The following is a 13,050-nucleotide window of genomic DNA, read 5'->3' as shown; positions in this document are numbered from 1 at the left end:
ATAAGGGGGATTTACATGGCATCAAAAGAGAAAGATCTACAACAGCAGCAGTCTCCTTCCAAAGGAAAATGGGGTGTCTTATTAGGAGCAGCTTTCTTGATGGGTTCGTCTGCAATCGGCCCAGGGTTCTTGACACAGACAGCTGTCTTCACAGATCAATTATTAGCTAGCTTCGGCTTTGTTATTCTCATGTCCATCATTTTGGATGTTGGCGTGCAGATGAATATATGGCGTATCATTGCTGTTTCCAGAATGCGCGGGCAGGATATTGCCAATAAAGTGCTGCCTGGTCTCGGCTACTTCCTTGCTTTTGCAGTGGCATTGGGCGGACTTGCCTTTAATATCGGAAACGTCGGCGGTGCTGGTCTTGGGTTGAACGTTATCTTTGGTTTTGATGCGCGGATAGGTGCTATTATTACAGGTATTATAGCGATTGGTATTTTTCTTTCCAAAGAAGCCGGCGCAGCGATGGATCAGATTGCTCGTATACTCGGTGTAGTTATGATTGTTTTGACATTGTACGTAGCGTTTCAGAGTGATCCGCCTGTCGGAGAAGCTATAACACGCACATTTGCACCGACAGAGCTGGATGTATTCGCTATCATCACCCTTGTAGGTGGTACAGTCGGTGGTTACATCACTTTTGCAGGTGGTCACCGTTTATTGGATGCGGGTATTTCTGGGAAAGAAAACCTCCGTTATGTAACGCGAAGCTCTGTTACGGGTGTCTTGATTGCTTCCATCATGCGAATATTCCTATTCCTTGCTGTATTGGGTGTGGTGGTCACTGGTGTATCACTTGATGCAAATAACCCTGCAGCGACGGTCTTTTTGGAAGCTGCCGGTACAATCGGGTACAAGATGTTCGGTCTAATCTTATGGGCAGCAGGTATTACATCTGTGATCGGTGCTGCTTATACATCTGTTTCTTTCTTGAAAACTCTGTCCAAGAGCGTGGAGCGTCATCAGAAACTGGTGACCATCGGTTTTATCATCATTTCGACAATAATTATGGTCTTGGTAGGCCAGCCGGCTACACTGCTTGTGATTGCAGGTGCAGTGAACGGTTTGATTCTGCCGATTGGTTTAGGGGTATTGTTGATTGCAGCTTATAAAAAATCGATTGTCGGTGATTATAAACATCCGTTGTGGCTGACGATCTTTGGTGCGATTGTATTTATCGCAACTGCATATTTGGCGATTGTTACATTGATTGATCAAATACCGAAGCTGTTCTAATTCGAGAAGGGGGTCCCAAAAATGAAGCTTACCTATCATCCATTAGGGGATACGGGCATTCAGCTCGTTTTCGGACAGACGATCTCAGCGGAAACAAATCAGGAAATCCGGATGTTTGCGGAGCTGTTGAAACAGGAGCAGATCGAGGGGATTATCGAATGGGTTCCGGCGTATACAACCTTATCCATCTTTTATCGTCCTGATAAGATCCGCTATCAAGCATTGCTGGAACAACTGGAGCGTCTATATGAAAATATTCAAGGAGGAGTGGCTGATGCCGCTTCTCTTGTTTATGAGATTCCGACCTATTATGGCGGGGAGACAGGTCCTGATTTGAATTTCGTTGCGGATCACAATCGTCTGTCTGCAGATGAGGTCATCCGTATCCATTCGAGTCAGGATTATTTGATCTATATGATGGGGTTTGTCCCAGGCTTTCCTTACCTTGGCGGAATGCCAGAGGAGATTGCCACACCGCGCCGTTCGGATCCTCGTCCGAAAATTGCGGCAGGTTCTGTTGGTATTGCAGGGTCACAGACAGGTGTTTACCCGCTGGAAACTCCGGGCGGCTGGCAGATCATCGGCCAGACACCGGTGAGATTGTATGATCCAGAAAGTGAGCAGCCGATTTTATTGGCGTCTGGTCATTATCTGCGCTTCGTACCAATTTCGAAAAAAGAGTACGACGATATTGCGGAAGCAGTTCGTCTGGGAGAATATAAGATTAACAGCAGTAAAAAGTAAGGAGGGGCTGACATGAAGAAAATCGATTTGAACAGTGATTTAGGCGAGAGTTTTGGTGCTTATTCAATCGGTAACGATGAGGAAGTACTCCAATACATATCTTCGGCAAATATTGCGTGTGGATTCCATGCGGGAGATCATAATGTCATGTTGAATACTGTTAAAACGGCAGCGAGCCTTGGAGTAGGAATCGGTGCTCATCCGGGCTTCCCTGATTTAGCTGGGTTCGGTCGCCGTGAGATGAAATTGTCTCCTGAAGAAATATATAACTTGGTGGTCTATCAAGTCGGGGCAATCCAAGCGGCAGCCAAGGCTTGCGATACAAACGTCCAGCATGTGAAGCCGCATGGGGCGCTTTATAATATGGCTTCGAAGGATTCGACCATGGCAGTAGCGATTGCAAAAGCAGTATATGCGGTCGATCCGGATTTGGTTTTATTCGGCTTGGCAGGCAGTGAACTTGTGCGTGCAGGAGAAAGGATCGGTCTTCGTGTGGCGCAGGAGGTCTTTGCTGACAGGACATATCAGCCGGATGGGACACTGACACCTCGTTCCCGGGCGAATGCGATGATTCATGATGTGACAGTAGCAGTTGATCGTGTTATTCGCATGATACAAGAAGGTAAAGTGACGGCTGTTGATGGAGCGGACATCGATATACAAGCTGATACAATTTGTGTGCATGGAGATGAACCAGAAGCGCTCCGATTCGTTCAACAGCTTCGCGAAAGACTTCAAGCAGAGCAAATCACGATTCGGAATTTCGGAGACGAGTATCATGAGTGAAAAGCTATTTCAAGTGATTAAGCCCGGACTGCTGACAACTTTTCAGGACCTCGGCCGGACTGGCTATCAGGAATACGGTGTAGTCGTAGCGGGTGCCATGGATGACTTTTCCCTGCAAATCGCTAATTTGCTCGTCGGAAACAACCGGGACGAGGCAGGGCTGGAAGTCACAATGATGGGGCCGACACTCAAGGTGCTGAAGGATGCTGTCATTGCCATAACGGGCGGCAATTTGTCTCCGAGAGTGAATGGCCAGCCTGCTCCGATGTGGAAGAGTTTCGCTGTCAAAGAAGGTCAGTTGATTGAATTCGGTCAGCCGCTGGAAGGGATTCGATCTTATATTAGTGTGGCTGGCGGCTTTGATTTGCCAGAGGTCATGGGCAGCAAATCCACATTCCTGAAGGCGAAGATCGGTGGATTGAACGGCCGTGCACTGGAGAAGGAAGACATTCTGCATGCTGCGGGGGATACACACGCCGTCACAGGGCGCTCCCTTCATTACGATGAGATTCCGGAGTATCAGAAAGAGATCCATGTACGCGTCATCCTTGGACCGCATCAGGATGCCTTTACAGACGAGGCGATTCAGACTTTCCTGACTTCGGCATATGAAATCACACCGCAATCAGATCGAATGGGCTACCGTTTGAATGGGCCGGAACTGACACATAAAACCACTGCCGATATCATTTCCGAAGCCATCCCGCTTGGCGGAATCCAAGTGCCGGCCAATGGTCAGCCGATTATTCTGATGGCGGACAGGCAGACGACTGGGGGATATACACGAATTGCAACGGTAATTGCGGCGGATATTCCGTTCCTCGCACAGGCTGCGCCGGGGGCTGTGATTCGGTTTGAGGAAGTTAGCATCGATAAGGCGCAGATGCTATATCGTAAAAAAGAAAAGATAGTAAGTGTGTTGGAAAAAATAATAGTTTAACGATTGGAAGATGTTTTTATACATCTTCTTTTTATATGTGAGGTTATTTCTAATAAAGCCAATTTTTAAATGAAAAGTGAGTTGTATAATCTGAATTAAGAATTGCAGTATAATTATATTCCATATATGGTAAATGTATTTTTAATGGTAAATGTATTTTTAACTTAAAAGATTAGGAAGAAATATAAAAATATTGTGTACTTTTATATAAGGTTTATACGAAACAAGCAAAGAAATAGGTCTTATATTAATTTGCACAAGAGTAAATTTTTCATAATTTTGGTATAATAACAAGACGTAAGGGGGATTTTATGAAAAGTTTTGACGATTACTGTAGAGATTTAGGATTGAGTAGATATCCATTTGCCTTATATACGACAGAAAATGAATTGGGACTTGAGAATGAACTTTTTATTAGACCTAATATGTACTCTCCCATTATTGAAAGTTTTACTAATAGACTTTCTATGATTCTTGTAGGTAATAGAGGTACAGGTAAGACGGCGATTTTATATGACTTTAAAAGAACCTTAGATGATAAATATGACTTTGTATGTACTATAGATGATTATGATAAATTAGAAAAAAAATTTAGTTCTGGTGAGTTTTATACTTTCCTACTTAGTAAGCTATCGATTCAGTTATTTACCGCTCTTGCTGAAGATAAGAGAAAAGCTAGAAAAAAATTAAGTCAAGAAGATAAAGTTTTATTATCGTATCTATTAGCTAATTTTGTGCCGCAAGTTTCTAAAAGAGTGATTAAAACAAGGATAGAAAATATACAAGTTAATAAGTTTAAAAAAGAATCGATTAAATTTTTTAATCTCTTTAGGAATATGTTTAATTGGGGAGCTTCAGCTGGTGCTGTTATTATTGATGACTACATCATGAAGCGTGTTAGTGGAATGCCGCCTATCAATAGTGAAGGTGTGTTCAAAGAGTATTTTCCAGAATTACCTGTTGAAATAGATGCGGATTTTGCGGATATAGAAGTAACATATCAATTACTATTAGATGTTTTAAAGTTAATTAATAAAATAGGCTATAAAAAGACTGTTGTGTTACTTGATAAAATTGATGAAGATTCTAGGCTAAATAATAACGGAGAAAGTATTGCTGAATTTGTTGAACCCATTGTAACAGATAATAAATTACTTCTGAATGAAAATATTCAAATTGTAATATCTATGTGGATAATTCCTTATAACTTTTTACTAGAGAATATTCGTACTCAAAAACACTATGTTCCGGTACTGCAATGGAGTAAAGAGGATTTGAAAAAAGCTTTAAATAAAAGACTGTTGATCTTCTCGGAAGAAAAGATTAAAGATTATAAAGATATATTCGATGATCAATACTCTGAGGAATTAGATGAAGAAATATTTACTCTTGCAAATAATAATCCTAGAGACTTGTGGCATATCTTTGATAAAATTCTTAAAGAGAATTATGAAAGCAATTCAGAAGCTGTGAAGTTACAAGCAAGGGTTATAAAAAAAGCCCTAGAGAAGTTTGTAAGTAGTTTTAATTACTATGAATATTATCCCCGTAAAAAGAATGCTTATAAAAACTCAATGGATTTCTATTCCTATACTGCATACTTATTAAAATTAGATTCACCAACATTTACAAAAAATCAGCTTAACATAAAAGCAGGTACAGGTGGATCAACAAATAACTATGTGGTAGGAATGGAGAGAATAGGATTAATAGAAAAGACTGACCAGGTCTCTGGTGCTCTTTATTTTACGATTAAGGATCCTAAAGTCAGATATGCTCTGAAGGAAGGGATAAAAATAGAAAAAGTATCCTAGTAATTTAAAAAAGCGTTCACTTCAATTGGAGTGAACGCTTTTTGATTGAAATTATTAGTTCCGGATCAAATAATCAAAAGCACCAAGTGATGCAGTTGCTCCAGATCCCATGGAAACAATGATTTGTTTATACGCAGTATCTGCGCAATCTCCCGCAGCAAACAGGCCGGGGACATTTGTTTGGCCATGTTTGTCGACGATGATTTCACCCATAGGTGTACGCTCGACGACGTCGGCGAGAAATTCTGTATTCGGTACAAGACCAATTTGGACGAAGACACCTTGCAAGGCAATGTGTTTTTCTTCGTTTGTGTCGCGTTCTACGTAAGTGATGCCGTTGACGTTGTCGTCACCGGTGATCTCGGTAGTTTGAGCATTTGTGATGATGGTCACGTTCGGCAGGCTGTAGGCACGCTGCTGCAACACTTCATCTGCTTTCAGTGTATCGTTGAACTCAAGGACAGTGACATGTTTTACGATACCAGCCAGGTCAATGGCTGCCTCGATACCGGAGTTACCACCGCCGATGACAGCAACATCTTTCCCTTCGAATAGCGGGCCGTCACAGTGTGCACAGTAGGCAACACCTTTGTTCTTGAATTCCTGCTCGCCTGGAACGTTGACATTACGCCAGCGTGCTCCCGTGGAGATGATGACGCTCTTACTTTTCAGTGTTGCGCCGTTTTCCAGTTCCAGCTCGAATAGATCGTTTTTGGCAATCTTCGTTGCTTTCTGCAGGTTCATCACATCGATATTATATTCCTTCACATGCTCTTCCAGACTTGCGACAAGCTTCGGACCTTCTGTTTCTTTGACGGTGATGAAGTTCTCGATGCTCATTGTATCCAATACCTGACCGCCGAAGCGCTCTGCTACGATACCCGTGCGGATTCCTTTGCGGGCGGCATAGATTGCTGCACTGGAGCCGGCTGGACCGCCGCCGACAACAAGGACGTCATATGGATCTTTGTTATCGAACTCGGATGCGTCGGCGCCTGAGCCCATTTTTGCGAGCATTTCTTCAAGCGTCATCCGACCGCTGCCGAAGTTTTCGCCGTTCAAATAAACAGTCGGAACTGCCATGATGTTCTTGCTTTCCACTTCTTCCTTGAAGGCTGCGCCATCAATCATCGTATGTGTGATGTTCGGATTCAGCACACTCATCATGTTCAGCGCTTGGACGACATCCGGGCAGTTATGACAAGTCAAGCTGATATAAGACTCAAAATGGAATTCGCCTTTGATTTTCTTGATCTGCGCGATTAGTTTCTCATCAACTTTCGGCGCACGTCCGCTTACTTGCAATAATGCAAGGACAAGCGATGTGAATTCGTGTCCGAGCGGGATACCGGCAAATGCAATGCCGGTATCTTCACCGACGCGATTCACGGTGAAGCTTGGTGTACGAGTCAGTTCTGCTTTTTCTACTGTGATTTTGGACGACATAGCCGATAGTTCTTCGACTAGGGCAAGCATTTCTTTAGAAACGTCGTCTTCACCAGCGCTCACTTTCAGAACGATAGGGTTCTCCATAAGCGCCATGTACTGGTTCAATTGAGCTTTTATGTTTGCATCAAGTACCATAGTCAACGCACTCCTTAGATTTTGCCTACAAGATCCAAGCTAGGTGTTAGTGTTTCGGATCCTTCTTCCCATTTCGCCGGGCAAACTTCACCTGGGTTTTGGCGCACGTATTGTGCTGCTTTGATTTTGTTCACAAGTGTACTTGCGTCACGGCCGATTCCGTCAGCGTTGATTTCAACAGTTTGGATCACGCCGTCTGGATCGATGATGAACGTACCGCGGTCAGCAAGACCAGACTCTTCGTTCAAAACATCGAATTGACGAGAGATTGCTTGAGATGGATCACCAATCATTGCATATGTAATTTTACCGATTTTTTCAGAGCTGTCATGCCAGCCTTTATGTACGAAGTGTGTATCAGTGGATACAGAGAATACTTCCACACCAAGATCTTGAAGTGTGCTGTATTGATCTTGAAGATCTTCAAGCTCTGTAGGGCATACAAAGCTGAAATCTGCAGGGTAGAAGCAGACAACGCTCCATTGCCCTTTAAAATTCGCTTCTGTTACTTCGATGAAATCTCCGTTTTTGTAAGCTTGTGCTGTGAATGGTTGTACTTCTTTGCCGATAAGTGACATAGATAAATAGCCTCCTAAAATATATTAATAACTAGAAACTTAGAATTACTTAGACAAAATAATTCTAAATTTATATTTATTAGTAAGCGTAGAATACTAGGACTTTCATGTCAAGGGAATATGTGAAAACTGTCACAATGGAAATACTGAAGTGACGCCTTTTAGACGATGTTTTAAGAGATGGTTAAAATTATGTGACATACTTACGTTGAACCTTGGCTGGTGTGCTTCTATTTTTTCAGTTGTAAAATCTCTTTGAGAAGAGAGATATCTGAATACTTCGTTAAGTATTCCCTATATTTCTCCTTGTCTGCCGATAAAAATAAAAGGAAGCAATTTGCAGCTTAGAAATTCAGGGGGCTTTTTGAAGCGTAACGGAAGACTTTCGGTTTACGAGTGAAAGTAAGCTTATTTTGTCTTTTAGCAGCATGCTTGTATGGAGCATTCAGAGTGCAAAGCGAAAAGTGTGGACAAGGTTCATATTATAAATCGAAAAGCTTCCTGAAAAAGGGAGGTTTTTTTGCAGGATTCATAGAACTTTACTAAATAGGCGAATGAACTTAGAAAGATTCAAGGGATAACTATAAGGATTTTGCTTAGGGTACACAGTACTAAGTATAAGCTGCAGAGTATAAAGTGGGTATTTTATACTACCTTTGTAAGATGGGCTGCAAGATGACTGTTCAGTCAATTATTTAGGAATGATCCATATGGAAAACTTATATGCAAGCAGTTAAAAACGCCTAGTATTATAGTATTTGTTATTCCACCAACGCCCTTTTTCTTCCAAGGTAACCAAAATATTAATTAACGATAGATTAATAGAGTATTAACATCCTATTAACAATCACCCTATAAAATTACCTTCGTACACGACCTGATTCTATTAACTTTTTTATGAATTGGCAGCTGTTTTTTAAAATGGATGAAATGGAGGAATGTGAAATGAGGCTGAGTAAAAAATTAATTGGGGTGACATTGGCTAGTACGCTTGCGGTTGGTTCGCTTGGTTTGACGAGTCTTGATCGGGAGGAGGCTGAGGCGAAGAAGGATCCGAAAGTGAAGAATGTCATCGTCCTTGTTAAGGACGGGGTAAGCTCGACAACTACAACGCTTTCCAGATGGTACAAGGGTGAGGATTTGGCGATGGACCAAATGGCATCAGGCGGTGTGCGGACATATTCTGCTGAATCTGCAGTTACAGATTCAGCGCCAGCCGGTACAGCGATGGCAACCGGAAATAAAACGAATGACAAATTTGTCGGTGTCCTTCCAGAAAAGATTGCCTCCCCGGGAGTGGATGAAGATCTTGCCGATGACCCATATCGTCCAGTGACGAACGTGTTGGAAGGAGCCAAGCTGAACGGAAAAGCTACTGGTCTTATTTCCACATCCGAGATTCAGCACGCGACACCTGCTGCCTTCTCTTCCCATGCAGAGCATCGCCAGCAGTATGATAACATCGCTGAACAGCAAGTCTATCAGAATATCGATGTTGTCCTAGGCGGCGGGAAGGATTCGCTTGAGAATGGTAATAGGGAAGATGGAGAGAACTTGCTGGACGTGATTGGTGACAAGGGTTATGATTTCGTCGAAAATCGGGAAGATTTGCTTGATTCCAAATCGAAAAAAATCTGGGGCTCTTTTGCGCCAGCTGCACTCGCTTATGATATGGACCGGGAAGTGACGCAGCCGGAAGAACCAACACTGGCTGACATGACAAAGAAAAGTATTCAAACGCTTTCCAAAGACAAGGATGGTTTCTTCCTATTCGTTGAAGGAAGTAAGCCGGACTGGGCCGCACATGCGAATGATCCAGTCGGTATGATCAGCGATACGCTGTCGTTTGACGATGCGGTGAAAGAAGCGCTGGATTTTGCCAAGAAGGATAAGCACACGATGGTCATCGCTGTTTCTGACCACGGCAACAGCGGAATTTCCATCGGTAATGAAAATACAGACAGCAGCTATCCGTCTACACCTGTCTCCGCTTATGTGGATCCGCTGAAAGAAGCAAAAATGACGCTTGAAGGCGCTATGTCCCAATTAAATCAGGATGGCTCCAATAGATTGGAAGTGGCAGAACTATACGGTATTACAAACCCTACTAATGAAGAGAAGGCGGCAATCACTGATTCTGAGAATCTGGAAGGCACATTGGTTGATCTCCTGGCGCAGCGGGCTAATCTAGGATTCACGACTGGCGGACATACGGGTGAGGATCTGTTCCTTTACTCCTATGGACCAGGCAAACCATCCGGCATGATCGAGAATACGGATATCGCCCATAGCGTGGCGGATGCGATGGGCTTCAAGCTTGATAAGCTTAGCAAAAACATGTTTATAGAAGCCGAAGAAGCCTTCGGCAAATGGGGAGAAGTGAGCATTGATTCTTCCGATGCAGCCAACCCTGTATTGGTAGTGGACAAAGGGCGTAAGAAAGCAGAATTCCCAGTGAACAAGAACATCGTCATTGTAAATGACCGGGAATATGAGCTTGATAGTGTAACGGTCCAGAGCGGTGGTAAGTTCTATGTCTCGAAGGATGCGGTGAAGCTAGTGAAGAAAGCAAAATAAACTTGAATGCATCTCTGATATTTTATCGGGGGTGCTTTTTGTTCCCTTATTATAATATAATAAGGGAACAAAGGTTCGGGTCGTAATGAAGATGTAGAAAGGGCTACAATGTTTAGCTGTGTATACGGAAGATATCGGGAAATCAATTGCGTTTTACGAGGAAATGGGACTGACCAAGGCATGGGAAACATCACAAGATCAATGGCGGCTTGTCGGAATGAAGTTTCCGAATGGAGAAACGGAGCTGGTTCTTAAGGATAATCCAGATTTAGCCTTTGCCGAAACAGAAATAGTGGTAGACGATGTACAGGCGTTATATGGTAAGTTATCAAAAAATATTGGAGTGAAATGGATTCAAGCGCATGTTGCTGTCATGCAGGCGCCAGATGGGAATGTCTTTGTGCTGATTGGGGAATGATTGGTATCCTGTGGAATTTCCGGCTATGAAACAATAATACTGTTTAGACTTGTCAGCAGGGAATACGGTGTTGCGATGGCAGGATTGATCCGAATTGGTATGTGAAGCTAATAAAGATAGCAAAACAACAAGAGGGAACCGCAACAAGGTGAAATGTGCCGGTTGCGGTTCTGTTATTTGTTCCTAGTTGATTGCCTTCCAGAAAGATTCTGATTCATGTGGCCTTGCAAAAAATCCGATTGTTGTTCTGGAGCTTCACCTAAGAGGTGTCTTCTGGATGGAAAGTGTAAGTATCCATTGCAATGGTGTTAAGGTATTTTTGATAATCGGTCAGGGATTGATAAGATGTGTTTGTCGATGTAGTATAACCAAGAACAATTCTCTCCTCGGTATCGGCAGTAGATCCATCTTGTTTAAAGATGAACGTCCCTGCCGTGATGAATAGAATGTAAAAATAATTGTCCTTTTCAAGGGAATTATCGTAATTCCTGTATGTTAGACATATGTATATTGTTTGCGGCGCAGGAACCCGTGCTTTAACAGCAAGGTATAAAAGAGGTGTGTCATGTCTTTGCGATTCATTTATAAACTGCTTTTGGTCTTCATCGGTATTTATATTCTTTTTACCCTTACAGATAACTACATCCTCGATCATCAAGCTTCTTTCTTCTTGGAACAGAAAATCAATTTGCGCGATTCATTCCGTTTGCCTGTTTGGCTGGATGTGATGTATGTACATGTGTTTGTTGCTTGTCTAGCAACACTGAGTGGTGCTGTGAATTTCTCGAGGGGATTGGCATGGCAGAAGCGGAAATTTCATCGGATCAATGGCTATATATACGTAGTATCCGTCATACTGGTGTCCTTGACTTCGGGTTATCTGGCTCCTTATGCAACTGGTGGCAAGCTGGTAAGTGTACCATTCAATATGGTGAATTTGTTTTGGCCCATCATCACTATTGTCGCCATTATCCATGCCAAAAAAGGAAGGCTGGACAAGCATTGGCAGTGGATGATTCGGAGTTATGTGTTTTGTTTTACCAATATGTTCATTCACTTGATTTCTTCGGTCCTTTACCAAACAGGGGTGGATTATACACGGAGTTATACTATCGGAGTGTATGGTTCGATTATAGTGAATGTAGCAATCGCCGAGGCTATTATTCTTTATTTACGTTCGAGAAAAAGTAGTTGACTGCAAGCAATCAGGATAGCTAATGGCACCGTTGTAAGTAAGGAGTCAGGAATAGATTTGCAGCAAACATATCTATCCTATTTCTGTCCTTTTGCTATCCGGTCATCCGTTACAAAATCCCGACGAATATGATGAAAAAAAGATGCAAACAGGGGGAGATGATCATTAAAAAAGCACCTGTATTCGTCCTGTTAGCTGCGATGTTATGGGGTACAACTGGTGCGGCCCAGGCATTCGCGCCAGCAGGTGCCCACCCCATAGCGATTGGGGCGGCCAGACTGATGGTGGGGGGCATGTTTTTGTTGCTAGTTGTGCTGTTCTTTGGCAGGTTTGAAAGGAAAGGATGGCCAATTCGATTGACAATCCTGGCTGCTTTAAGCATGGCGTGCTATCAGCCATTGTTCTTTTCAGCGGTTTTGCAGACAGGCGTGGCTGTCGGAACAGTTATCGCAATCGGGAGTGCCCCGATAATGTCTGGGCTGCTGGAGCTATTATTTTTCAAGCGGCGACCTGCGCGTATATGGTGGATGGCAACCGTGTTATCGATCATAGGCTGCGTGCTGCTGTTTCTGACTGGGGATTCGGTAACTATCAAACCCGCTGGTATATTGCTTGCGCTGGGCGCTGGTCTATCCTTTGCGGGTTACACATTGCTGAGCGGCAAAATTGTACAAGGCAGAGGTTCACTTGAAGCAGTAGCGGTCATCTTTGGGATTGGCGGGATTCTCCTATTTCCATTTTTATTCCTATTCGAAATGGATTGGATTCTTCAGCCAAAGGGTTTTGCGATAAGCCTGCATCTGGGAATTATCGCGACAGCGGCTGCGTATTTCTTGTTCTCAAAAGGTCTGCAGCAAGTTCCTGCATCCTCTGCTGTTACACTTTCCCTGGCTGAACCGCTTACAGCTGCCGTATTGGGCGTAGTTTTAGTCGGCGAGGAGCTCACCCTCTTGTCTTGGCTGGGTATTGGTTTGTTATTGGCTGGTATAGTCCTGACTGCACTAGTTTCCGGAAGACGCGAGCCGGTATGATACAGTTTTTTTTATTTGCTTGGCAGGTTCCATTTTTGTCTCTTGTCGTTAAGAAGTGATTATTGTAAGAATTGACAGGAGATCTATTGGACTGTGTCAAAAAATACAATATCTTATCAAAAATATAAAACTACTGTCACAAAC

At 43.1% G+C, this 13,050-nt stretch carries 11 protein-coding genes; 9 read left to right on the top strand and 2 right to left on the bottom strand.

Annotated features, from left to right (window positions below; translation table 11 throughout):
- Window positions 1–15 precede the first annotated feature (15 nt).
- The 5 genes from BLQ53_RS04065 to BLQ53_RS04045 all read left to right on the top strand — a co-directional run bounded on the left by BLQ53_RS04065 (window position 16) and on the right by BLQ53_RS04045 (window position 5,523).
- Entirely contained in the window at window positions 16–1,239 is a 1,224-nt protein-coding gene (locus BLQ53_RS04065) for an NRAMP family divalent metal transporter (protein ID WP_093726021.1), read from the top strand.
- Window positions 1,240–1,260: 21 nt separating this feature from the next.
- A complete protein-coding gene (pxpB, locus tag BLQ53_RS04060) occupies window positions 1,261–1,983 on the top strand; it encodes a 5-oxoprolinase subunit PxpB (RefSeq protein ID WP_093726020.1) in 723 nt (240 codons plus the stop codon).
- 12 nt (window positions 1,984–1,995) lie between these two features.
- Window positions 1,996–2,769, top strand: coding sequence for a LamB/YcsF family protein (locus BLQ53_RS04055; protein WP_093726019.1), 774 nt, complete (start codon window positions 1,996–1,998; stop codon window positions 2,767–2,769).
- Window positions 2,762–3,709 (top strand): 5-oxoprolinase subunit C family protein, encoded by a 948-nt coding sequence (locus BLQ53_RS04050; protein ID WP_093726018.1) that lies wholly within the window; start codon window positions 2,762–2,764, stop codon window positions 3,707–3,709. Before BLQ53_RS04055 ends, BLQ53_RS04050 begins: the two co-directional genes overlap by 8 nt.
- A gap of 311 nt (window positions 3,710–4,020) precedes the next feature.
- Window positions 4,021–5,523, top strand: coding sequence for an anti-phage protein (locus tag BLQ53_RS04045; RefSeq protein ID WP_093726017.1), 1,503 nt, complete (start codon window positions 4,021–4,023; stop codon window positions 5,521–5,523).
- 54 nt (window positions 5,524–5,577) lie between these two features.
- On the opposite strand, the gene ahpF is transcribed toward BLQ53_RS04045, so the two are convergent.
- A complete protein-coding gene (ahpF, locus tag BLQ53_RS04040) occupies window positions 5,578–7,107 on the bottom strand; it encodes an alkyl hydroperoxide reductase subunit F (protein ID WP_093726016.1) in 1,530 nt (509 codons plus the stop codon).
- A gap of 14 nt (window positions 7,108–7,121) precedes the next feature.
- Window positions 7,122–7,685, bottom strand: coding sequence for an alkyl hydroperoxide reductase subunit C (gene ahpC, locus BLQ53_RS04035; protein ID WP_093726015.1), 564 nt, complete (start codon window positions 7,683–7,685; stop codon window positions 7,122–7,124).
- A 945-nt stretch (window positions 7,686–8,630) separates the two neighbouring features.
- On the opposite strand from ahpC, the gene BLQ53_RS04030 reads away from it, so the two are divergent.
- The 4 genes from BLQ53_RS04030 (at window position 8,631) to BLQ53_RS04015 (ending at window position 12,906) form a co-directional block, all read left to right on the top strand.
- Complete coding sequence (locus BLQ53_RS04030; protein WP_093726014.1) at window positions 8,631–10,262, top strand: alkaline phosphatase; 1,632 nt, start codon at window positions 8,631–8,633, stop codon at window positions 10,260–10,262.
- A 118-nt stretch (window positions 10,263–10,380) separates the two neighbouring features.
- The gene (locus BLQ53_RS04025) at window positions 10,381–10,680 is read left to right on the top strand and encodes a VOC family protein (RefSeq protein WP_244499239.1); all 300 of its coding nucleotides are present in this window, start codon (window positions 10,381–10,383) and stop codon (window positions 10,678–10,680) included.
- Window positions 10,681–11,245: 565 nt separating this feature from the next.
- A complete protein-coding gene (locus tag BLQ53_RS04020; protein WP_093726013.1) occupies window positions 11,246–11,875 on the top strand; it encodes a DUF2306 domain-containing protein in 630 nt (209 codons plus the stop codon).
- Window positions 11,876–12,033: 158 nt separating this feature from the next.
- On the top strand, window positions 12,034–12,906 hold the full coding sequence (locus BLQ53_RS04015; RefSeq protein WP_093726012.1) for an EamA family transporter: 873 nt from the start codon (window positions 12,034–12,036) through the stop codon (window positions 12,904–12,906).
- The last annotated feature ends 144 nt before the right edge of the window (window positions 12,907–13,050 follow it).

The sequence above is a fragment of the Terribacillus halophilus genome, assembly GCF_900101385.1.
Lineage (GTDB): Bacteria > Bacillota > Bacilli > Bacillales > Amphibacillaceae > Terribacillus > Terribacillus halophilus.
This window is presented reverse-complemented; position numbering and strand designations above follow the sequence as displayed.